The following is a 23052-nucleotide window of genomic DNA, read 5'->3' on the forward strand; positions in this document are numbered from 1 at the left end:
ATTATCCTGCGAAGTCCGAGGTTTCACGTTCCGCCATCGTCTGCCCGGTGGCGGCGAAATAGACCATTTCGGCGACGTTGGTCGCATGGTCGCCGATGCGTTCGAGATTCTTGGCAACGAACAGCAGGTGCGCGACCTGGCTGATCGTCTTGGGATTTTCGACCATATAGGTCACCAGCACGCGGAAGATGCTGTTGTAATAATCGTCTAGCGCGCTGTCGCGCTTGCAGATCTCGACCGCCGCCTGCGGGTCGCGCGCCGAAAAGGCGTCGAGCACGTCATGCACCATGTCCGATGCCAGCTGGGCCATGGCCGGCAGGATGCTTAAGGGTTCGATGCGCGGTTCGTGGGTTTCGCCATGGATCGATGCGACCCGCTTGGCGATGTTCTTGGCATAGTCGCCGATGCGTTCGATGACGGCGGCGATCTTGAGCGCCGCGACCACTTCGCGCAGGTCGTCAGCCATCGGCGCGCGGAGCGCGATGACACGGACGGTCAGCTTCTCGACCTCCGCCTCGATCGCGTCGATCGCCTTGTCCTTGGCACGCACTTCCTTGGCGAGCGCCGGATCGTTGCGGGTCAGCGCCAGCATCGCGTCGCTGATCGCCTGTTCCGCCAGGCCGCCCATCTGCGAAATCAGCGCGCGCAGATGGCCGATGTCGCGATCGAACGCCTTGACCGTATGTTCGTGGCCCGTCGTCATCTCGCCTCCCTCAACCATAACGCCCGGTGATATAGTCTTTTGTGCGCTCCTGGCGGGGGTTGGTAAAGATGTCCGAGGTCCGGCCATATTCGACCAACGTGCCGAGGTGGAAGAAGGCGGTCCGCTGCGACACGCGCGCGGCCTGCTGCATGTTGTGGGTGACGATCGCGATGGCATAGCGCCCGCGCAGTTCGTGGATCAGCTCCTCGATTTTCGCCGTCGCGATCGGGTCGAGCGCGCTGCACGGCTCGTCCATCAGGATCACTTCCGGATCGACCGCGATGGCCCTTGCGATGCACAATCGCTGTTGCTGACCGCCCGACAGTGCGGTGCCGCTGTCGGTCAGGCGGTCCTTCACCTCGTTCCAGAGCCCCGCGCGGGTTAGCGAGCGTTCGACGATCCCGTCCATATCGCCCTTCGACGCGGCGAGGCCGTGGATGCGCGGGCCATAGGCCACGTTTTCATAGATCGACTTGGGGAAGGGGTTCGGCTTCTGGAACACCATGCCGACCCGCGCACGCAGCTGAACCACGTCCATCGCGGGGGAATAGATATCCTCGCCATCCAGCCGGATGTCGCCGGTGACGCGCGCCGACGACACGGTGTCGTTCATCCGGTTCATCGTGCGCAGGAAGGTCGACTTGCCGCAGCCCGACGGACCGATAAAGGCCGTCACATGCTCCATGTCGATGTCGATCGACACGTCCTTGATCGCCTGTTTCTGGCCATAGAACACGTCGACGCCGCGCGCCGACAGTTTCGGGGTCGCGTTGTTGAGTTGGGTGTCGGTCATTACCAGCGGGTCTCGAAGCGATTGCGGAGATAGATGGCGAGCGCGTTCATCGCGAGGAGGAACGCCAGCAGCACGAGGATCGCGGCGCTGGTCTTTTCGATGAAGCCGCGGCTGACCTGATCGGACCACAGGAAGATCTGCACCGGCAGCACGGTTGCGGGATCGGCGAACCCCTGCGGCGGCTGGCTGATAAAGGCGCGCATGCCGATCATCAGCAGCGGTGCGGTTTCGCCCAGCGCGCGGGCCATGCCGATGATGGTGCCGGTCAGGATGCCGGGCAGGGCGAGCGGCAGGACATGGTGGAACACCACCTGCACCTTCGACGCGCCGATGCCGAGCGCGGCGTCGCGGATCGACGGCGGCACCGCCTTGATCGCGTTGCGCCCGGCGATGACGATGACCGGCATGATCATCAGCGCGAGCGTGAGCCCGCCGACGATCGGCGCGGAGCGCGGCAGGTTGAGCGTGCCGAGGAACACGGCAAGGCCGAGCAGGCCGAAGATGATCGAGGGCACGGCGGCGAGGTTGTTGATCGACACCTCGATCAGGTCGGTCCACCGGTTGCGGGGGGCGTATTCCTCCAGATAGAGCGCCGACAGCGTGCCGACCGGAAAGGCGATCAGCAGCGTGACGAGCATCGTCATCAGCGAGCCCTTGAGCGCGCCCCAGATGCCGACGGCGGTCGGATCGGTCGAATCGGCCGATCTGAAGAAGTCGGTGTTGAACCCGGTCGAGATGGTGCCGGCTCGCTCCAGCCGGGCGACCAGCGCCTCGTCCGCCGGCTCGCCATCGGCCTTGGCCGCTTCCTCGATCCCCGGCGCGGCGGGAACGGGGATCCTGACCTTTTGCGACAGGATCGACGGATCGGCCTTGATCGCGTCGCGCACCGTCAGCCACGCGCTGTCGGAGATGACGCGGTTCTCCTCGCCGAACGCGGCAGCCGCCGCACCGTTGACGGTGTTTTCGAGGCCCGCGCCGGCCAGCGCCAGATCGGCACCGCGCGTCTTCAGCTGCGCGCGGTCGACTTCTAGTCCCGCCGACGGAAAATCGATCGGCAGCGTGACCAAGGTCCGCTGAAACCCGCCGATCCCGCTCATCAACATGGTGACGAGCAGGAAGGCGAGGAACCCGCCCGACAGCACGACGGCGGCAAGGCCGAAGAAGCGGAAGCGGCGTTCGGCGGCATAGCGGCGACGGATGCGCTTCTGCATCGCGCCCGTTTTCCAGTCGGTCGGCACGCGTTCGGGCACGTCCCGCTCGATCGCAGGCGATCCGGCGACGTTGGCAGGACTATTCATAGGCTTCCCGGTAGCGTTTCACGACGCGCAGCGCGACGACGTTGAGAAGGAAGGTGATCGCGAACAAGGTCAGGCCGAGCGCGAAGGCGGCGAGCGTCTTCGGGCTGTCGAACTCGGCCTCGCCGGTCAGCAGGTCGACGATCTGCTTGGTGACGGTGGTCGCGCTTTCGAACGGGTTGAGCGTAATCGACGCCGCGCCCGACGCGGCCATGACGACGATCATCGTCTCACCGATCGCTCTGGAGACGGCGAGCAGCACGCCCGCGACGACGCCGGGGAGCGCGGCGGGGAGCAGGACCTTGCCGATCGTCTCGCTGGTGGTGGCGCCCATCGCCAGGCTGCCGTCGCGCATCGATTGCGGCACGGCGGCGATCGAATCGTCGGCCATGGACGACACGAACGGGATGATCATCACCCCCATGACAAGGCCGGCGGCGAGCGCGCTTTCCGAACTGGCGAACGGCATGCCGAGCATGACGGCGAGGTCGCGGATCGCCGGACCGACGGTCAGCGCGGCGAAATAGCCATAGACCACGGTCGGCACGCCGGCGAGAATTTCGAGGATCGGCTTCATCCACTTGCGCACCGCCGGCCTGGCATATTGCGTCAGGTAGATCGCGCTCATCAGCCCGAACGGGATGGCGACGATCATCGCGATCACCGCGCCGATGAAGAAGGTGCCCCAGAATAGCGGCACCGCGCCCAATGTCGCCCCCGGATCGGACGAGCGGATGACCTGCGGGCTCCAGTTGGTGCCGAACAGGAAGTCGGTGACCGGCACGATGCGGAAGAAGCGCCAGCTTTCGATCACCAGCGACAGGAAGATGCCGAGCGTGGTCAGGATCGCGATCAGCGACGCGACCAGTAGCGCCAGCATCACCGCGCGTTCGACCTGCGTCCGCGCGCGATAATCGGGTCGGATGCGGGTAAAGGCGAAGGCGCCGCCGGCAAAGGCGAGCAGGATGGCGAGCGCGGTGCCGATCCAGTCGTAGCGGCTTTGCGCGGCGGCATAGGCAGGCGCCAGCGCTTCGGCTTGGCTGTTGAACGCGCCATAGGCATTACCGAGCGCCAGCGAGCGCGCCTCCGCCAGGATCGCCGAGCGTTCGAAGCCGGGGCCGGGCAGCCCGGCGGCGGCGGGCGCCTGCAGCACCGCATCGCGCACCAGCGCAGGCGACACCGCGCTCCAGATGCTGAGGAACAGCAGGGCAGGGGCCGCGATCCAGATCGCCATGTGCCAGCCATGCTGGCTGGGCAGCGAATTGGGCCGGTCCGCAGCGGTCGCGGGCTTGGCGAAACGGGCGGCGCGGGCGCGCGCGACCATCCAGCCGATGCCGCCGAACCCCAGCATCAGCAGGATCAGGGTAAAGCCGTGCATCAGTGCAACCCCGCCGGGTTCATCGGCGTCTGGTCCTTGATCTCGGCCGCCGATTCGGCGCGGACGGTGGCAGGGGCGGCGATCATGCCGCGCCGGGTCAGCGGCCCGCCCGGGTCCCACGACTTCGCATAGGCGGCGAGGAAGTCGTTCATGCCCGGCACCGGTTTGATGTGCGCCTTCTTGACATAGATGAACAGCGGTCGCGCACCGGGATAGCTGCCGTCGGCGATGCTGTCATAGGTCGGCACGATCCCGTCGATCGGCACGCCATGCAGCCGCGACTTGTTTTCCTCCAGATAGGAATAGCCGAAGATGCCGACCGCATTGGGGTTGGTCGACAGGTTCTGCACGATCAGATTGTCGTTCTCGCCCTTGTCGACATAGGCCGCGTCCTCGCGGATGCGGGTGCAGATATCCTCGTAGCGATCCTTGTCGCTGTCCTTGAGCTTCTTCACCTCGGGCATCGCCGCTTCGCAGGCCGGGACCATGATGAGTTCGACCAGCGCGTCGCGCGTGCCGCTGGTGGCCGGCGGGCCGAAGAACTGGATCGGGATGGCGGGCAGCGCCGGGTTGATCTCGTTCCACATCCGCGCCTTGTTCGGCTTGCCCAGCGGATTGGCCGACAACGCCATATAGACGTCGCGCTTGCTAAGCTTCAGCTTCGGCCCATTGTTCGATTCGGCCAGCGCCACGCCGTCGACGCCGACCTGCACCTCCATGATGTCCTTCACGCCATGCGCGACGCAGCTGGCATATTCCGACTTCTTCAACCGGCGCGACGCGTCGAGAATGTCGGGATGCTGCGGGCCGACCCCGGCGCAGAACAGCGCCGCGCCCGCACCGGTGCCGGTCGATTCGACCAGCGGCGCGCGCAGGTCGGGGTTCGCGTTCACCAGCATTTCGGCGACCGCGGTGGTGAAGGGATAGACGGTCGACGATCCGACGACGCGGATATGGTCGCGCGACGTCTGCGGCTCGCACGCGGTGAGCGCGAGGCCGAGGGCCAGGACGGACGCGATCCGGCGGGTCATGCGGTTCCAGTTTCCATGGGCGTTGACGGTCATTCGCGACGCTCGGCGGTGCCATGTTACCATGGCGTTACGCCTTTATGACACCGTGGAGGGGCAGCAGCACGGAAACCGTCGTGCCGTCGCCCACCACGCTGCCGATATCGAGCCGGCCGCGATGCCGTTCGACGATATGCTTGACGATGGCAAGGCCGAGGCCGGTGCCGCCCAGCGCCCGGCTGCGCCCTGAATCGACACGGTAAAATCGCTCGGTCAGCCGCGGCAGATGCTCGATTGCGACCCCCTCGCCATGATCGCGCACCACCAGCGCCGCCATGGTATCGCGCGCGGTCAGGCTTATTTCGACCGGCGTGCCGGCGCGGCCATATTTCATCGCATTGCCCATGACGTTGTGCAGCAGCTGCGACAATTGCGCCCGGTCGCCGATCACGGTCACATCGGGGGCGACCGACAGCACGATGTCGGCACCGCGCGTCGGGTTGGTCGCGGCCAGTTCGCCCTGCACCGCCGGCACCATCGCCGACAGGTCGACCGCCTGGTCGGGCGGGCGGTATTTCTCCGCCTCGATCCGGCTCAAGGAGATCAGGTCGTCGATCAGCCGCTGCATCCGCCGCGCTTCGTCGTTCATGACCTTCAGGAAGCGTTCGCGCACGGCCGGGTCTTCCCCCGCCTCGTCGCGCAAGGTTTCGATGAAGCCCAGCAGCGAGGCGAGCGGGGTGCGCAGTTCGTGGCTGGCATTGGCGACGAAATCGACTCGCATCTTTTCGGTCGCGCGGTTGCCGGTACGGTCGACCAGATGGACGAGCCGGCGGTCGTCGGCGAGCGGGCGGACCCGCATCTCCCAGCTCTGGTCGCGCGCGCCAAGCCCCACCAGCCCGACCGGTTCCCGATCGTCGCGCGTGCCTAACAGCCGCTCGGCCGCCGCGGGGTGGCGGATGGCGAGGCGGACGTCGCCGCCGACGACATGCTGGCCGAGCAGCGAGAGCGCGGCGGGGTTCGCCGCCTCGACATGGCCGCGCGCGATCACCAGGATCGGTTCGTCGACCGCATCGATCGCCGCCTGGGTCGCGGCGACGACATGCTGGCGCGCGGTATCGGGCGATTCGCTGGTGCCGCGTTCGGGCGGGTGCAGCCCGGCGACGAGCACGGCGGCGACCGCGCCGACCGCCACGACCGCGCTGGCATTGATCCCGGCACCCAGCAGCAGCGCCAGCAGGGCGACGCCGATCGCGATGGCGAGGGCGAGGGGCAGGCGGGGGCCGAATTCGTCCATCGCCCCCGATTAGGCGGAAGTGACGATCAAGGCCAGAGGGAGCGGCGTGCCCCGCGATCGGACAGGTTAACCCTCTTTGCGATTGCGAATTATGCCGGGTTGGGGAAGATGGCGCGATGACCGACGCTCCCACCCCTTCGCCCGATGGCAGGCTCGCGCGGCGCACGCTGCTGATCGGCGCGGCGAGCGCGTCGGCGGTAGTGTCGATCCGTCCGGCGCTGGCACAGACCCAGGCGTCGATCATGACCTGCGAAATCCCGATCCCCGACCGCGCGCGCGCCGGGCAGATGATCGCCGCCGACGGACAGGTCGTCGCCCCCGGCACGCCCGGCGCCTTTCCCGGCGCCAACCGCCCCTTCACCGGCGAACAGGTGAAGCTGGCGATGAAGGGGCAGAATTTGCCCGGCACCGATGGCGATACGACCCGCGCCTATCTGAAATATGTCCAGCGGTTGCAGAACGGGACCAGCGGCTTCACCTGCTTCGCCTCGCTCCAGATGCCGCGCGGCTGACGCTTCCATGCCGGCACGCTATCGCGCGCCGCCGCCGGCTGCTCTCCGGGTCGTCGCGCTCGATACGCTCAGCGCCGTCTATCACCGCGCATCGGGCCAGACCCATGTCGTCGCGCCGCCGGTGCCCGAACTGCTCGATCTGCTGGCCGACCGGGCAATGACTGCCGACGAACTGCTGGCGGCGCTGGCCGAGCGGTTCGACCTGCCCGATGGCGATGCGGCGGCACTGACCGCGCGGCTGGACGAACTGGTCGATACCGGACTGGCCGAACGCTTGGACCAACCGGCGTGAGGCACGTTGCGACGCTGCGCATCGGCCCCATAGGCTTTCGCATCGGCAGCGACTGGCGCGGCCCGGTCGACCAGTTGCGTGACCTGTATCGCGACTATCCCCGGCCCGAGGACGGCATCGCCGATTTCAACGTCCGCCTGTTCGCCGCGCGACCGTGGCGGCGGTTCGTGCGCCCATCGGTGATGATCGGCGGCGATTTCACCATCCCCGATGCCGCGCCGCTGCCGCTGCGCCAAGGGCTGCTGGCGGCCGAGATGGGGATGAATTTGCAGATGGCGCTGGCGCAGCGCCGCTATCTGCTGCTCCACGCCTCGGCGGTCGAGCGCGACGGGCGGGCGCTGCTGATGACCGGCGAATCGGGTGCGGGCAAGTCGACGCTGGCGGCGCTGCTGATGACGCGCGGCTGGCGGTTGATGGGCGACGAGTTCGCGCTGCTCGATCCGGCGACCGGACTGGTCCATGCCTTTCCCAGGCTCATCAGCCTGAAGAATCAGGCGATCGGGGTGATGGAACGCGCGGCACCCGCCGGCCGGTTCGGCCCGCTGCTGGCGGGCACGCCGAAGGGGGACATTCGCCACCTCGTTCCCGATGCCGCCGCTATCGCCGCGATGGATCGCCCCGCCGTCCCTGCTTTGCTGCTGTTCCCGACCTTCGGACAGGCGGAGGCGGTGCGGCCGGTCGAGGCGGCCGAAACCTTCGTGCGGCTGACCCAGGCATCGACCAACTATGTCGCGATGGGCGAGCGCGGGTTCGATGCGCTGACCGGCCTGGTCGGGCGAATGCCGGTGCGGGCGATCGACTATCCCGATACCGACACCGCGCTGGCGCTGGTGGAGGGGCTGTGGGGGAAACTGGCATGACGGATGCCAGGACGGCCGGCGCGCTCGCCGATCCCGAGTTGTGGGACGGTCTGGATTCCGCCGACAGCTGGAACGCGCTGATCGCGGCGGCGCGGGCGGAGCAGCTGATCGGCAGCCTTGCCACCCGGCTCGACGGGATCGAGATGCCCCCTGCCGCCGCACGCATCATGGCCGACGCGCGCGCGTCCGCCGAACAGGGGCGCGTGGCAGCATTGTGGGAGGCGGAGATGGCACGGCGCGCGCTCGCCCCGCTGGGTTTGCCGATCGTTCTGCTGAAGGGCACCGCCTTCGTCGCCGCCGGACTGGATGCGGGGCGGGGGCGGGCGATCGGTGATCTCGACATCCTCGTGCCGCGCGACGCCCTCAATGCGGTGGAGGCGGCGCTGCTGGCCGCCGGGTGGGAATGGGTGAAGCCCGACCCCTATGACGACGCCTATTACCGCCGCTGGATGCACGAGCTGCCGCCGCTGATCCACCGGACACGCGACCGGATGATCGACGTCCACCACACGATCCTGCCGCCCACCGCACGACCTAAGCCTGACGCGGCAGCGCTGATCGCCGGGGCGGTGCCGCTTGGTAACGGCCTGTCGGTGCTGTGCCCGGAGGATATGGTGGTCCACGCCGCTGCGCACCTGTTCGCCGATGGCGACCTGCAGGGTGGCTTACGCAACCTGTGGGATATCGACCGGCTGGTCCGCGAGTTTGTCGATCGGGATGCCGGGTTCGTCGCGTCGTTGACCGAGCGGGCGGCGCTGCACGATCTGTCGGATGCGGTCGCGCGGGCGCTACGATTGGCGCGGCGCATCTACGGGACGCCGGGGGGCGGCGATCCGGTCGCGTCCGACGCGCTGTTCGCCCGCCGCCTGCTGGCGCGCGACGGCTGGGGACGGCTCAGCCATAAGGGGACCGAGTTCGGCTTCTATGTCCGCTCGCACTGGCTGCGGATGCCGCCGGTCATGCTGGCGCGGCATTTGTGGACCAAGTTTCGGAAGAGATAGGGTTTTCACGCGAAGGGGCGGAGACGCGAAGAAGAAGTTTTGATTGCGCGCAGAGGCGCAGAGGACGCTGAGGGGTAACGCTCGCCGCGACAGCGGCTCTCCATCATCGGCCGCCGGCAGGAACCAGGCTGCGCCAGACAGGCCGAGATGGCCTGCTCCCCAACATCTCAGCGTCCTCGGCGCCTCTGCGCGAAAACTCTCTTCATCTCCTTCTCCGCGCCTCCGCGCCTCCGCGCCTCCGCGCCTCCGCGTGAAACCGAATCCTCTTCCGCCTACCGCCACATCCCCCGCGTATCGTACACCTGCTTGCCCTCGCGCGCCTCGACCGGCACCGCCTTGAACACGCTATGGTCGACCAGCACGACCAGAATGTCGTTCGCCAGCCCCGCCTCCAGCGACACCAGCCGCCCGCCGACGAGCGATCGGGGCAGGGTGGTCACGAACGGTTCGACCAGATCGATCCGGTCGCCATAACGCGCGATAAGTTCGGCCGCGACCTTCACCGCCGGGCTTTCGCGCAGGTCGTCGATATCCGCCTTGAACGCCAGGCCCAGCAGCGAGGCGCGGGCGTGCGGAGCGGCGTCGAGCATCGCGGCGGCGCGGGCGACGACATGGTCGACCTTGCCGTCATTCACCTCGCGCGCGGTGCGGATCAGCGGGGTCTGTTCGGGGGCGGCATCGACGATGAACCAGGGGTCGACCGCGATGCAGTGCCCGCCGACGCCCGGACCCGGCTTCAGGATGTTGACGCGCGGATGGCGGTTGGCCAGCTCGATCACGTCCCAGACGTTGAGGTCCATCTTGTCGCACACGATCGACAGTTCGTTGGCGAAGGCGATGGCGACGTCGCGGCTGGTATTCTCCACCAGCTTGACCATTTCCGCCGTCCGCGCGGTGGTGACGGTGCAGGCACCCTCCACGAACCGGCGATAGAAGCCGCACGCCGCTTCCGCACAGGCCGGGGTGATCCCGCCGATCGAGCGTTCGTTCGACACGAGTTCGAGGATGATCCGCCCCGGCAGCACCCGTTCGGGGCAATAGGCGACCGCAATGTCGGGCGTATCCGACAGCCCAGGCATCGCCAGGTCGGGCCGCAGTTCGGCCAGCAGGTCGCGGATCTGTTCGGTGGTCCCGACCGGCGACGTCGATTCGAGGATAACCGTATTGCCCTTGCGCAATACCGGCGCGATCGCGCGGGTGGCGTTCAGGACATAGCTGAGGTCGGGCACATGGCCCGGCCCGAACGGCGTCGGCACGGCGATGACGAAGATGTCGGACGGCGCCGGGGTCGTCGCGGTGGTCAGGCGGCCGAGCAGCACGACGTCGCGCACCAGCGTGTCGAGATCGGCCTCCTCGATATGGATGTCACCGCGCGCCACGGTGTCGACGACATGCTGGCTGACATCGATGCCGATGACCCGCGCGCCCGACCGGGCGACGACGGCGGCGGTCGGCAGGCCGATATAGCCGAGGCCAACGACGCACACGTCATAGGTGTCGGCGGCGGCGATCCGCTGTTCAAGCATAGAGGGTCTCCACGATGCGGGCGGACGCATGGCCGTCTCCGAAGGGGTTGTGCGCCTTGGCCATCGCGGCATAGGCGGCGGGGTCGTCGAGCAGGGTCGCCACTTCGGCGACGATGCGGTCCTCGTCCGATCCGATCAGCTTCGCGGTGCCGGCCATCACGCCCTCGGGGCGCTCGGTCGTCTCGCGCATCACCAGCACCGGTTTGCCGAGGCCCGGCGCTTCCTCCTGCACCCCGCCCGAATCGGTCAGGACCAGATGGCACAGGTCGAGCAGCCGGACGAAATGCGGATAATCCTGCGGCGCGATCATCGCGACGCGCGGATTGTGCCCGAGGATCGCGTCCATCACGCTACGAACCTGCGGATTGGGATGGACCGGGAAGATCACGCCGACATCTTCGCGCGCGGCGATGCGGGCGATGGCGCGGGCGATATTCTCCATGCCGCCGCCGAAATTCTCGCGGCGATGCGTCGTCACCAGCACGACGCGCGTGCCGGCGAACCGCTCGGCCAGTTCGTCGAGCGCCTGCGTCCGCGCCGGTTCGGCGGCGAGGCGTGTCCGCGCCATGTGCAGCGCGTCGATCACGGTGTTGCCGGTCACGAGGACGCGCTCGGCCGGCACATTCTCGGCCAGCAGCGCGTCGGCGGCGGTCTGCGTCGGGGCGAAATGCAGGTCGGCGATGCTGCCGACGATCTTGCGGTTCACCTCTTCGGGCCAGGGATGATAGACGTCGTGGCTGCGCAGACCCGCCTCGACATGGGCTACGGGCACCTTGCGGTAATAAGCGGCGAGCGCGGCGACCATCGCCGTCGCGGTGTCACCCTGCACGATGACCCGGTCGGGCTGTTCGGCATCGAACACCGGGCCCAGCGCATCGAGCAGCCGCGCGGTCAGGCCGTCCAATGACTGGCCGGCGGTCATGATGTTCAGGTCGATGTCCGGGGTGATCCCGGCGAACTCCATCACCTGGTCCAGCATCTCGCGATGCTGCGCGGTGACGACGACGCGGGTGTCGAAGCCGGGATGGGCACGAAGGGCATGGATCAGCGGGAACAGCTTGATCGCCTCGGGCCGCGTACCGAACACGACCAGGATTCGCTGCACCCGCTTGAACATCCGCAACCCCCGCGACCGGAATTGGCCGCTACCATGGCCGAACTAGCGGCGGGAGCTTAATAATTGGTGGCGCTCAAGCTCCTCCCCGGCACCGGGGGGGACCGTCCGCGCAGCGAATGGTGGAGGGGAGTGTCCGCATTCGGCACGGTTGCGTTGCGTCGAGACCCCCCTCTACCATGCTGCGCATGGTTCCCCTCCCCGCTGAGCGGGGAGGAGCTTCAGGCGTGATACCTGTCCGCCACCTTGTTCCGCGACGCATTGGGCGCGATCTTCGCTTCGGCCGCTTCCAGCGCTTCCCAATCCGCCACATCCGGCAGCGACGGGATGCACACCGCCTCGCCCAGCTCCAGCCCGCGCAGCGAGGCGACGACCAGATCGTCCGGCTCCATCACCCGCTCGGGCGGGAAATCGTCGATGCTCTTGCCCGCGACATGGTGGAAATCGGTCGCGGTGACGCCGGGGATCAGCAGCTGGATGCGAATGTTGCCGTCCTTCGCCTCCGCCTGCATCGTGCGGGTGTAATAGGCGACATAGGCCTTGGTGGCGCCATAGCCGGCATAGGCCGGCATCTTGGTGAACAGCGTGCCCGACCCGACATTGATGATCGTGCCCCGGCCCGAGCGCTTCATGCCGGCCATCGCCGCATCGGCCAGCCGGCTGAACGCGACGACGTTGAGCAGCAGCATGTCGGTCATGTCGTCGCGGTCGCCCTCGCCGACCTTGCCCATCGCGGCGAAGCCGGCATTGTTGACGAACAGCGCGATCGGCTCGCCCGCCTCCAGCCGTTCCTCGACCACGTCGAGGTCGTCGGGGTCGGCGAGGTCGGCGGCGATCACCTCGATATCGATGCCGTGTTCGGTCGACAGCTGTTCGGCGAGGTCGCGCAGCCGGTCCTCGCGCCGTGCGACGATGACGAGGTCGTGGCCGGTGCGCGCGAGGTGATGCGCGAAGCTGAGGCCGATACCGGACGATGCGCCGGTGATGAGAGCGACGGGGCGGGTCATGGCAGTTCCTCGAAAGGGGAAGGGGTCAGGGGGCCAAACGCGCGAGCGTCGGGATCAGTTCGTCGAAATGATCGATCACCGCATCCGCCCCCAGCTCGGCGACCGGCTGCATCATGAAACCGAACGAGCAGGCGATGCTGGGAATCTCGGCATTCCTGGCCGCATCGATATCGAAATGCGAATCGCCGACGAACGCGGCGCGCCCGCCGCCGCAGCGTTCGATCATCGCGTCGATCGGCGCGCGGTTGGGCTTGGACTTGCCCGGCCCCAGCGTATCGCCACCGATGACGCAGCCGAAGCGGCGGGTGAGGTCGAGCTCGTCCAGCAACCGCAGCGCCAGCCCCTCCAGCTTGTTGGTGACGATCGCGACCTTGACCCCATCAGTATCCAACTGGTCGAGCGCCGCCATCGCGCCCGGAAAGGGTCGCGAATGGACGGCGATGTTCGCTTCGTAATAATCGAGCAGTAGCCGGTGGAGCCGGTTCAGTTCCGCCTCGTCGCAGCCGCCGGTCGCTTCCATCCCCTGCCGCAGCATGTGCCTGGCCCCGCCGCCGATCATCGGAATGACCTGTTCGCGCGTCAGTAGCGGCCGCCCGGCATCGGCCAAAGCATGATTCACCGCATCGGTCAGGTCGCCGCTGGTATCGATAAAGGTCCCGTCGAGGTCGAAGCCGACGATATCGAATGAAATTGTTGTCATCATCATCGGCATTGGCGCGCGCGATATGGAATTGGCAAGGGTCGTGTGCCACAGACGGCCCCCATGAGCGCACAACCCATCGCTGCCGTGATCCTCGCCGCCGGGCAGGGCACCCGCATGAAGTCGACGAAGCACAAGGTGCTGCACCCGCTCGCCGGGCAGCCGATGCTGTTCCATCTGCTGGACAGCCTGTCCGCCGCGAACGTCACCCGCCGGGTGGTGATCGTCGGTGCGGTCGGCGAACAGGTCGAGAAGGCGGTCACCGGCCGAGGTGTCGAGATCGCGTGGCAGCGCGAACAGCTGGGCACCGCGCATGCCGCATTGCAGGCGAAGGAAACGCTCGCCGACCACGACGGCATCGTGCTGGTCTGTTTCGGCGATACCCCGTTGCTGTCGGCGGATACCGTCGCGCGGCTGACCGCACGGCTGGACGAAGCCGACCGGCCGGCGGTGGCGGTGCTCGGCTTCCGCCCAGCCGATGCCGCCGCTTATGGCCGGATCATCGCCGATGATGCCGGCAACATCGCCAAGATGGTCGAATATAAGGACGCCTCGGCAGAAGAGCGCGCGGTCAATCTGTGCAACAGCGGCGTGACCGCGGTGCGCTCGGCCGACCTGTGGGCGCTGCTCGAACGGGTCGGCAACGACAATGCGGCGGGCGAATATTACCTCCCCGACATCGTCATGCTCGCCATCGCCGACGGACGCGGCGCGGTGGTGATCGAGACGGCAGCGGACGAAGTGGCCGGCATCAACAGCCGCGCCGAACTGGCGGCGGTCGAAGGTGCGTGGCAGGCCAAGCGCCGCGCCCGTGCCATGGCTGATGGCGTGACGCTGATCGCGCCCGAAACCGTGTTCTTCGCGCACGATACGCAGCTCGGCCGCGACGTGACGGTCGAACCCAATGTCGTGTTCGGCCCCGGCGTGACCATTGCCGATAACGTCACGATCCACGCCTTCAGCCATCTGGAGGGCGCGACCGTCGCGTCGAAGGCCGATGTCGGCCCCTATGCGCGTCTGCGCCCCGGCGCGGTGCTGGGCGAGGGCAGCCGCGTCGGCAATTTCGTCGAGGTGAAGAACACGACGCTGGGGGTAGGGGCCAAGGCCAACCACCTGACCTATCTCGGCGACGCCAGCGTCGGCGCGAACGTCAATATCGGCGCAGGCACGATCACCTGCAATTACGACGGCTTCTTCAAATACCGCACCGAGATCGGCGAGGGCGCGTTCATCGGATCGAACAGCGCACTGGTCGCGCCGGTCAGGATCGGCGACGGCGCACTGGTCGCCGCCGGATCGGTCGTGACTCGCGATGTCGAGGCCGACGCGCTGGCGCTGGTCCGCGCCGAACGCGCCGACCATCCCGGCTGGGCCAAGCGGTTCCGCCACAAGCAGGCCGCCCTGAAAGCCGCCAAGAAATAACCAAGCGGGCATCCCGCCGGAGACAAGACTATGTGTGGAATTGTTGGCATCATCGGCACCGAAAGCGTCGCCGACCGCTTGCTCGATGGGCTCAAGCGCCTCGAATATCGCGGCTATGACTCGGCGGGCATCGCCACGGTCGAGGGGCAGTCGATCGAGCGTCGCCGTGCGTCGGGCAAGCTCAAGAACCTTGCCGCCGAACTGGCCGAGCATCCGCTGCCCGGCAATATCGGCATCGCCCACACCCGCTGGGCGACGCATGGTGGCCCGACCACCGACAACGCCCATCCGCACGCGACAGACGAAGTTGCGGTCGTCCACAACGGCATCATCGAGAATTTCAAGCCGCTGCGCGAGGAACTGACCGCGCGCGGCCGGGTGTTCACCAGCGAGACCGATACCGAGGTCGTCGCCCATCTGGTCAGCGAACAGGTCGAGGCCGGCCTGTCGCCACAGGACGCGGTGAAGGCGATCCTGCCGCGCCTGCACGGTGCCTTCGCGCTCGCGATCCTGTTCCGCCAGCATGACGACCTGCTGATCGGCGCGCGGCTCGGCTCGCCATTGGTCGTCGGCTATGGCGAGGGCGAAGTCTATCTCGGCTCCGACGCGCTGGCGCTCGCCCCGCTGACGCAGCGCATCGCCTATCTGGAGGAGGGCGACTGGGTCGTCTGCCGCCGCGACGGCACCGACATCTTCGACCGCGACAACAACCCGGTCGATCGCCCGGTCACGCTGTCGGGCGTCACCGGCGCGCTGATCGACAAGGGCAATCACCGCCACTTCATGCAGAAGGAGATCTACGAACAGCCGATCGTCGTCGCCCAGACGCTGCGCGGCTATCTCCAGCGCTTCGAAGGGCGCGTGTCGCTGCCGATCCCCGAATTCGACCTGTCGGGCATCAAGCGCGTCACCATCGTCGCGTGCGGCACCAGCTTCTATGCCGGCATGGTCGCCAAATACTGGTTCGAACAATTCGCGCGCGTGCCGGTCGACTTGGATGTCGCCAGCGAGTTCCGCTACCGCGCGCCGGTGATGGAGGAGGGCGGTCTGGCCCTGTTCATCAGCCAGTCGGGCGAGACCGCCGACACGCTGGCAGCACTTCGCCACGCCAAGAGCGAGGGCCAGACCATCGCCGTCGTCGTCAACGTGCCGACCAGCACCATGGCGCGCGAGGCCGACCTGCTGCTGCCGACCCATGCCGGGCCGGAAATCGGCGTCGCCTCGACCAAGGCGTTCACCTGCCAGCTCGCGGTCCTGGCAGCACTCGCAGCGAACCTCGCCAAGGCGAAGGGGCGCTTGAGCGAGGCCGAGGAACGCAGCATCGTCCGCCACCTTGCCGAAGCGCCCGCGTCGATCAACGGTGCGCTCGCCTATGACGAGGCGATCGAGGGCATGGCCGGCGTCATCGCCGCCGCGCGCGACGTGCTGTATCTGGGGCGCGGCACCGATTATCCGCTGGCGCTGGAAGGGGCGCTGAAGCTCAAGGAAATCAGCTATATCCATGCCGAGGGCTATGCCGCCGGCGAGATGAAGCATGGTCCGATCGCGCTGATCGACGAGTCCGTGCCGGTCATCGTCATCGCACCGTCGGGCCCGCTGTTCGACAAGACCGTCAGCAACATGCAGGAAGTGCAGGCGCGCGGCGGCAAGGTCGTGCTGATCTCCGACTATGACGGTATCCAGGCGGCGGGCGACGGCGCGGTGGCGACGATCACCATGCCCAAGGTCCACCCGCTGATCGCGCCGATCGTCTATGCGGTGCCGGTGCAGCTGCTGGCGTACCATGTCGCGGTGGCCAAGGGGACGGACGTCGACCAACCGCGTAACCTGGCGAAGAGCGTGACGGTGGAATAGCGAAAAGATCCTCCCCGCACCGCGGGGAGGGGGACCGTCCGCGCAGCGGATGGTGGAGGGGTGCCGCCCCAGGCGCCACGTCAGCGTGCGCGCCATTGCCCCTCCACCAGCCTGACGGCTGGTCCCCCTCCCCATAGATGATGGGGAGGAGCTGTATCCTCCCCGTACCGGGAACGACCCTCCGCGTACCCAACCCGTATCATTTCATTGCTGACGGACCCGCGCGGCGCGCGCCCGGTTCACGCCCCCATGGCAACATGGGGACTCGCAATGAACCTTCGCACGCTGGGCGCGACGACGCTCGCCCTGTTCTCGACCGCCGCCTTCGCGCAGGCGCCGCAGAAATCGATACCCGGCTACACCGAAACCGCGCCGCCCTATGCGACCGAATCGGTGGTCAACCATCCGGTCACCATCGGCTGGCCCGAAGGCCGCGCTCCCACCGCGCCGCGGGGCTGGGAGGTCGTGAAGTTCGCCGGCGGGCTCGACTATCCGCGCCAGGCGCTGCTGCTGCCCAATGGCGACATGCTGGTGTCCGAAGCGCGCACCCTGCCCAAGCTCGACGCCGATCCGGAGGTCGCGCGCGGACAGGCGCTGTCGAAGACCACCGGCTACAGCGCCAACCGCATCACGCTGCTGCGCGACGCGAACCGCGACGGGATCGCCGAACAGCGCTTCGTGCTGCGCGAGAATCTGAACCAGCCGTTCGGGATGCAGTACGCCAATGGCCGGCTGTATGTCGCCAATACCGATGCGGTGGTCAGCTTCCCCTATCAGCCGGGCCAGACCAGCATCACCGCAGCGCCGCGTACCCATGCGACCGTGCCCGCCGGTGGCTATAACAACCACTGGACCCGCAACCTGCTGCTCAGCCCCGACGGGCGTACGCTGTTCGTGTCGGTCGGGTCGGCGTCGAATGTCGGCGAATATGGTATGGACGAGGAAAAGCGCCGCGCCGCGATCCTCGCCATCGACCTGACTACGGGACGCGAGCGGACCTATGCGTCGGGGCTGCGCAATCCGGTCGGCATGGACTTCGTGCCGGGCACCAACACCCTGTGGACTGCGGTCAACGAGCGCGACGAGATCGGCGACGACATCGCCCCCGACTATCTGGTCGGGGTGCGCGAAGGCGGTTTCTACGGCTGGCCGTACAGCTATTTCGGCAAGCAGGACCCGCGCCACGCCAACGAGAAGCGCGAACTGCTCGCCACCACGCTGCTGCCCGACGTCGCGGTCGGCGCGCATGCGGCGGCGCTCGGCATCGCCTTTGCCAAGCAGGGCGCGCCGACCGCGTTCGTCGCGCGGCACGGATCGTGGAACCGGTCGAGCTTCAGCGGCTATGACGTGCTCGCCGTGCCCTTTGCCGAGGGTCGCCCGACCGGCGATCCGCAGCCGTTCCTGACCGGATTCGTGGCGGATGCGAAGAAGGGCACCGTCTATGGCCGCCCGGTCAGCATCCAGACGCGGGCCGACGGCGCGATCTTCGTGGTCGACGATGCCGGCGATACGGTGTGGCTGGTGCGGCGGCGGGGGTGACCCCGCCCGTCACCCCGGATCAAGTCCGGGGTGACAATTTGGGCAGGGCACATGTCCGCCGCTCAGTGCAGATCCACCACCACCGGGAAATGGTCGGACGGGTAGCGCGGGCCGCGATGGTCGGTCGCTACCCGCGCCGATACCGGCCGCAACCCGCGCACGAACACATAATCGATCCGCCGGTCCGGCGTGCCGGTGAAGTCGTGGAACGTCAGCACCGGCCCGGACCGCTTCGGCGCCTGCTGCCACGCATCGGTCAGCGCGCCGGTGAACACCCGATAGGCCGCGCTGTCGGGCTGCGCGTTCAGGTCGCCGGTCACCACCACCGGCAACCGCCCGGCGATGCCCCGCATCCGGCCGAGCAGCACCTCTGCCGCCCTCGTCCGCGCCACCGCATCGACGTCGCGATGCGGGAAATGGGTGTCGAACAGCACAAAGCGTTGGCCGTCCGCCCGCCGGAACTCGCCCCAACTGACCATGCGCGGCAGATCGATGCCCCAGCTCGCACTCCCCACCCGGTCGGGGGTCGCGGACAGCCAGAAATCGCCGTGCCGCACCAGCCGCAGCCGGTCGGTGCGATAGAGGATGCCCATATGCTCGTCGGCATGGCCCCCATGCCGGTCGCGCCCGAACCAGCGCCAGTGCGGCAGGGCAGCGACGATCGCGTCGCCCTGTCGCCGGTACAATTCCTGCGTGCCGATCACGTCCGGATCTGCGCTACGGATCGTGTCGATCAGGATCGGTGCGCGCGCCTCCCACCGGTTCGCGCCGTCGTCCGGGTTGGGATAGCGCACGTTGAAGCTCATCACGCGCAGGTCGCGCGCATCGGCAGGCAGGACGACGATCGCCAGCGCCAGCGCCAGCCAGCGGATCATGCGACGATCCATTCGACGCCGGCACTCACCCCGGCATAGGCGTCGTCCATCTCCCGATCGGAGACGATTCGGTCGACCTCCGCGAACGACGCCACCGCGACCACGCTCGCCCGGTCGAATTTCGATGCGTCGACCGCCATCGTCACCCGCCGCGACTGGGCAATCATCTGGCGGCACACTTCGCCCTCGCCGATGTGATAATCGGTGAAGCCGGCCGCGACATCGACCGATTCGGTCGACACGATCGCCATGGCCGGCCGGAACTGTGCCAGATAGGCCCGTGCAGTAGCGTCGAAAAATGCGCGATAGCGTTCGTCCAGCTCGCCCCCGGCGAGATACAGCCGGTTGCCATAGCGCCCGCCCAATTCCGCCGCGACGCCCAGCGCGTTGGTGACGATGGTCAGGTCGCGCTTCCCCTTCAAAGCCTGCGCGACATGGAAGGCGGTCGAACTGGCATCGAGATAGAGCGAGTCGCCATCGGCCACCGTCTGTGCGACGGCGGCGGCGATGCGCTGCTTCGCGCCGGCATTGCGATGCAGCCGCGCCTCGAACGGCCCTTCCTCGACCGATTTCGCCAGCCGCGCGCCGCCATGGATGCGCTCGACCAGCCCGTCCGCCTCCAGCAGCCGCAGCTCGCGGCGCACCGTCTCGTCCGACACGGTCAGCGTATCGGCCAGCATGTGAATGCCCAGTGGCTCCCCCTGCGCGAGCAGGTCGAGGATCTCCTGGCGGCGGTCGCGGCGCTTCATCATGGGCGCACACCATATCGCCGACAGGTCGCGAGACAAGCGATCCATGCGGATATCAACAGGATTCCATCAAATTTTGTGAACTGGATCGCTCATATTGGCGGATTCATGGATATGAACGGCAAGTGTCATAAAATATACACAGCAGCCGCCTAGGGGCGCGGGCCAACGGGGAACAACCCCGCATCATCCAGAACACGTCCCAGGGGGAATATCCATGTCGTCGATCCCGACGCTGCCGGCACGCCGGCGGCGCGCCCATGCGCTCGTCCTGTCCAGCGGCATCGCCGCGCTGACGCTGGGCGCGCTGCTGCCCGCCGCCGCCCTTGCGCAGGACGCGACCGCGCTGCCCGCGACGGAAGAACCGCAGCAGACCGCCAGCGAATCGCTGACCGACGACATCGTCGTCAACGGCCGTCGGCAGCGCACCGCGCTGAACGAGGAACAGCAGGCGATCGCCACGATCGACATCGTTACTACCGGCGACGTGGCGATCCATTCGCAGACCAGCATCGCCGACCTCGCCAAGATGCTGCCCGGCGTTTCGGTCAGCCGCGACCAGGGCCGCAACCAGAGCGCGACCGGCGAAGCGCAGTTCGTGACGATCCGCGGTTTCGACACCAGCTACAACGCCTATACCCTCGACGGCCTGCGCCTGCCGCAGACCTCGGGCAACAACCGCGCGATCTCGCTCAACCTCTTCTCACCCTTCGCGATCGGCGGCATCGTCACCGACAAGACGCCGGGCGCCGCCAAGGATGCCGACAGCATCGCCGGCATCGTCGACCTGCGCACTCCGACCGCGTTCGACTTCAACCAGAGCTTCACCCGCGCCCGCGTGCTGGGGCAGGTCGCCGGCCTCGCGCTCGACCGCGAACAGGAAGCGTTCGGCGGGGCGATCGGCCTCGACGCCGCGCGCCGCTTCGGCAGCGACCACCAGTTCGGCGGGTACCTCGCGGGCTATTATGAAGAGCGCGGCAACGCGGCCGAATCGACCGCGGTGCAGAGCGATTACCAGACGACGCAGTTCGACGTCGGCACCGCGCGCGACAATCCCAACGCGCTGTCGGGCAACGGCGTGCAGTGGAATTTCTACAACAACAAGATCAAGCGGTACGGCGCGACCGGCGCGTTCGATTTCCGCAGCGACGCGATCGACCTGTTCGCCCGCGTAAACTACGCCACATATCTCAACACCAACACGATGAACCAGACGGGTCTGCGCAACGAGACGACCAGCGGCCAGTCGAGCGGCAATCCGCTGCGCACGCGCCGCGACGGCAGCACCACCCGCGCCTATAACGCGGCGGGCGTCTACACCCCGCAGGGCGTGAACCCGGCCAGCTATTTCCGTACCGAGGATATCGAACAGGAACTGTTCTCGGCCCAGCTGGGCGCGAAGGCGCATTGGAATGGCTTCACCGCCGCGCTGGAAGGCGCCTATGCCGATGGCCGCTTCGACCAGCCGACCCGGATCGAGGCGGCGTTCCGCGGCATCGCCTATAACGGCACTGCGACCAACACCGGTGCCGCGACCGAAGGCGTCGTCGTCGACCTGTCCAACCCGAAATCGCCGCGCCCGGTGCTGTCGGCCGGGGCGACCGCCTTCGTCTCCTCGCTCGACCGTCCGACCCAGCTCTATGTCCAGCGCGGCTATGACTATCTCAGCGAAACCAAGAAGACGCTGAAGGGCAGCATCGGCTGGACCAACGACGACTTCCTGTCGGTCGAGGTCGGCGGACTGTATGAGGACGCGGACCGCGACGGCCGCAGCCTTGCCCCCGACAATACCCGCTATCGCTTCCTCACGCCGCTGCAGAACGGCACGGTGCAGGGGCCGTCGATCAACCAGTATCTGGGCTATGTCCTGAAGGACTTCCTCGATTATTATCCGGCACGCCCGCTCAAGGTGCTGTCGCGGGCGCAGCTCGATGCGCAGGTGCGCGGGTTCGTCGATCCGATGGTCATCGCGCAGGCGACGATCAACCAGGGGCTGCTCGACGGCAGCGAACGGCGCAAGGCGCTGTACGGCACCGCCACGCTGACCTTCGGCAATCTCGAAGTGATGCCGGGCATCCGGTACGAGGATAACAGCTTCACCGCGCGCTATTATCTGAGCGACAGCGACGGCGCGCGCTTCGTCAATGCCGGTCGCGATTACGACCATGTCGACCCGAGCGTGCTGGCGGCGTGGAAGCCGAACGGCAACCTGACCGTCCGCGCCTCGGCCCGTTCGAGCTATGCCCGCCCGGCGTTCGACCTGCTGGCCGGCCCGACCCGGATCACCCGCGACGCGGCACGGGGCAACGCGATCACCGCGATCAGCCAGCCCAACCCGGACCTGAAGCCGGTGCAGGCATGGAGCTATGACGCGGGCGTCGATGTCCAGATGGGCGTCGGCCGCTACGTCCAGCTTGCCGCCTATTACAAAGACCTGTCGAACTTCGTCGTCACCACCGCGACCCGGACCGCGGGCGAGACGATCGACGGCATCACCTATACCCGCCCGATCAACGGCGGCGGCGGCACGGCGAAGGGCGTCGAGGCATCGGGCCGCTTCACCGTCGGCGACATGGTCGACAGCGCGTTCCTCGGCAATTTCGGCGTGGGCGGCAACATCACCTACCAGAAGACCGAGGCGAACTACGTCATCCCGCTGAACGGCGTGCGCACCACCCGCACCAGCACGCTGCCGCAGGCACCGGACCTGATCTATAATGCGGAGGTCTTCTATGCCGGCGGCGGGTTCCGCACGAACCTGTGGTACAACTATACCGGCAAGTTCCTGGCGGCGGTGCAGGACAGCCAGCCGGACATCTATGTCCAGCCGGTCGGCGAGCTGAACTTCGGTGCCGCGTACGAAGTCACCGACAATCTCGAAATCGGCGTGTCGGCGCGCAACCTGCTCGACCAGCACACCTATTGGGCGACCGTGGGGAAGACGGAGAAATATATCTCCAACGACCGCAACGGCGGCTATCTGAAGACCGGCCGGGTGTTCCAGTTCAGCCTGACGATGAAGATGTGAGGGGGTGGGCGGCGTCAGCGTCGCCGCCCGCGTCCGTATGCCGCGTCGTGACGCCTACCCCTGACGTCACCCCGGGCTTGACCCGGGGTCCCGCTTCTTCTTC

General features: G+C 67.4%; 20 protein-coding genes. 8 read left to right on the forward strand and 12 right to left on the reverse strand.

Features of this window, described 5'->3' with window-relative positions; genetic code table 11:
- Position 1: 1 nt before the first annotated feature.
- The 6 genes from phoU to AVT10_RS09945 form a co-directional block, all read right to left on the reverse strand.
- Positions 2–703, reverse strand: a complete 702-nt coding sequence (gene phoU / locus AVT10_RS09920) for a phosphate signaling complex protein PhoU (RefSeq protein ID WP_066690435.1) — start codon at positions 701–703, stop codon at positions 2–4.
- A 10-nt stretch (positions 704–713) separates the two neighbouring features.
- Positions 714–1496 (reverse strand): phosphate ABC transporter ATP-binding protein PstB, encoded by a 783-nt coding sequence (gene pstB / locus AVT10_RS09925; protein ID WP_066690437.1) that lies wholly within the window; start codon positions 1494–1496, stop codon positions 714–716.
- Positions 1496–2794 (reverse strand): phosphate ABC transporter permease PstA, encoded by a 1299-nt coding sequence (pstA, locus tag AVT10_RS09930; RefSeq protein WP_066690439.1) that lies wholly within the window; start codon positions 2792–2794, stop codon positions 1496–1498. Before pstA ends, pstB begins: the two co-directional genes overlap by 1 nt.
- The gene (pstC, locus tag AVT10_RS09935) at positions 2787–4169 is read right to left on the reverse strand and encodes a phosphate ABC transporter permease subunit PstC (protein ID WP_066690441.1); all 1383 of its coding nucleotides are present in this window, start codon (positions 4167–4169) and stop codon (positions 2787–2789) included. Before pstC ends, pstA begins: the two co-directional genes overlap by 8 nt.
- A complete protein-coding gene (locus AVT10_RS09940; protein ID WP_126014318.1) occupies positions 4169–5200 on the reverse strand; it encodes a substrate-binding domain-containing protein in 1032 nt (343 codons plus the stop codon). Before AVT10_RS09940 ends, pstC begins: the two co-directional genes overlap by 1 nt.
- A gap of 67 nt (positions 5201–5267) precedes the next feature.
- Positions 5268–6470 (reverse strand): ATP-binding protein, encoded by a 1203-nt coding sequence (locus AVT10_RS09945; RefSeq protein ID WP_066690448.1) that lies wholly within the window; start codon positions 6468–6470, stop codon positions 5268–5270.
- A gap of 116 nt (positions 6471–6586) precedes the next feature.
- On the opposite strand from AVT10_RS09945, the gene AVT10_RS09950 reads away from it, so the two are divergent.
- From AVT10_RS09950 to AVT10_RS09965, 4 genes are read left to right on the forward strand one after another with little or no spacing between them, the layout of a single operon-like run.
- A complete protein-coding gene (locus AVT10_RS09950; protein ID WP_066690450.1) occupies positions 6587–6982 on the forward strand; it encodes a hypothetical protein in 396 nt (131 codons plus the stop codon).
- Positions 6983–6989: 7 nt separating this feature from the next.
- Positions 6990–7274, forward strand: coding sequence for an HPr-rel-A system PqqD family peptide chaperone (locus tag AVT10_RS09955; RefSeq protein ID WP_066690451.1), 285 nt, complete (start codon positions 6990–6992; stop codon positions 7272–7274).
- Positions 7271–8134: an HprK-related kinase A gene (locus AVT10_RS09960; RefSeq protein ID WP_066690453.1), complete on the forward strand. Its 864-nt coding sequence runs from the start codon at positions 7271–7273 to the stop codon at positions 8132–8134. Before AVT10_RS09955 ends, AVT10_RS09960 begins: the two co-directional genes overlap by 4 nt.
- On the forward strand, positions 8131–9135 hold the full coding sequence (locus AVT10_RS09965; RefSeq protein ID WP_066690464.1) for a nucleotidyltransferase domain-containing protein: 1005 nt from the start codon (positions 8131–8133) through the stop codon (positions 9133–9135). Before AVT10_RS09960 ends, AVT10_RS09965 begins: the two co-directional genes overlap by 4 nt.
- A 272-nt stretch (positions 9136–9407) precedes the next feature.
- On the opposite strand, the gene wecC is transcribed toward AVT10_RS09965, so the two are convergent.
- From wecC to AVT10_RS09985, 4 genes are all read right to left on the reverse strand, one after another.
- Complete coding sequence (wecC, locus tag AVT10_RS09970; RefSeq protein ID WP_066690467.1) at positions 9408–10661, reverse strand: UDP-N-acetyl-D-mannosamine dehydrogenase; 1254 nt, start codon at positions 10659–10661, stop codon at positions 9408–9410.
- Positions 10654–11766 (reverse strand): non-hydrolyzing UDP-N-acetylglucosamine 2-epimerase, encoded by a 1113-nt coding sequence (gene wecB, locus AVT10_RS09975; protein ID WP_206432979.1) that lies wholly within the window; start codon positions 11764–11766, stop codon positions 10654–10656. The genes wecC and wecB overlap by 8 nt, the downstream gene beginning before the upstream one ends.
- A 230-nt stretch (positions 11767–11996) precedes the next feature.
- On the reverse strand, positions 11997–12782 hold the full coding sequence (locus AVT10_RS09980; protein WP_066690480.1) for an SDR family NAD(P)-dependent oxidoreductase: 786 nt from the start codon (positions 12780–12782) through the stop codon (positions 11997–11999).
- Positions 12783–12807: 25 nt separating this feature from the next.
- A complete protein-coding gene (locus tag AVT10_RS09985) occupies positions 12808–13482 on the reverse strand; it encodes an HAD-IA family hydrolase (RefSeq protein WP_066690502.1) in 675 nt (224 codons plus the stop codon).
- 63 nt (positions 13483–13545) lie between these two features.
- Here AVT10_RS09985 and glmU point away from each other — a divergent pair, with 63 nt between their 5' ends.
- The 3 genes from glmU to AVT10_RS10000 all read left to right on the forward strand — a co-directional run bounded on the left by glmU (position 13546) and on the right by AVT10_RS10000 (position 18297).
- Positions 13546–14904: a bifunctional UDP-N-acetylglucosamine diphosphorylase/glucosamine-1-phosphate N-acetyltransferase GlmU gene (gene glmU, locus AVT10_RS09990; RefSeq protein WP_066690484.1), complete on the forward strand. Its 1359-nt coding sequence runs from the start codon at positions 13546–13548 to the stop codon at positions 14902–14904.
- Positions 14905–14934: 30 nt separating this feature from the next.
- A complete protein-coding gene (gene glmS / locus AVT10_RS09995) occupies positions 14935–16758 on the forward strand; it encodes a glutamine--fructose-6-phosphate transaminase (isomerizing) (RefSeq protein ID WP_066690486.1) in 1824 nt (607 codons plus the stop codon).
- Between the two features lie 270 nt (positions 16759–17028).
- Positions 17029–18297 (forward strand): PQQ-dependent sugar dehydrogenase, encoded by a 1269-nt coding sequence (locus tag AVT10_RS10000; protein ID WP_066690489.1) that lies wholly within the window; start codon positions 17029–17031, stop codon positions 18295–18297.
- Between the two features lie 62 nt (positions 18298–18359).
- On the opposite strand, the gene AVT10_RS10005 is transcribed toward AVT10_RS10000, so the two are convergent.
- Positions 18360–19172: an endonuclease/exonuclease/phosphatase family protein gene (locus tag AVT10_RS10005; protein WP_198158547.1), complete on the reverse strand. Its 813-nt coding sequence runs from the start codon at positions 19170–19172 to the stop codon at positions 18360–18362.
- Positions 19169–19924: a DeoR/GlpR family DNA-binding transcription regulator gene (locus AVT10_RS10010; RefSeq protein WP_066690496.1), complete on the reverse strand. Its 756-nt coding sequence runs from the start codon at positions 19922–19924 to the stop codon at positions 19169–19171. The genes AVT10_RS10005 and AVT10_RS10010 overlap by 4 nt, the downstream gene beginning before the upstream one ends.
- 214 nt (positions 19925–20138) lie before the next feature.
- Here AVT10_RS10010 and AVT10_RS10015 point away from each other — a divergent pair, with 214 nt between their 5' ends.
- Positions 20139–22949: a TonB-dependent receptor gene (locus tag AVT10_RS10015; protein ID WP_066690498.1), complete on the forward strand. Its 2811-nt coding sequence runs from the start codon at positions 20139–20141 to the stop codon at positions 22947–22949.
- Positions 22950–23052 lie beyond the last annotated feature (103 nt).

This window comes from Sphingomonas hankookensis (genome assembly GCF_001619955.1).
Classification (GTDB): Bacteria; Pseudomonadota; Alphaproteobacteria; order Sphingomonadales; family Sphingomonadaceae; genus Sphingomonas; species Sphingomonas hankookensis_A.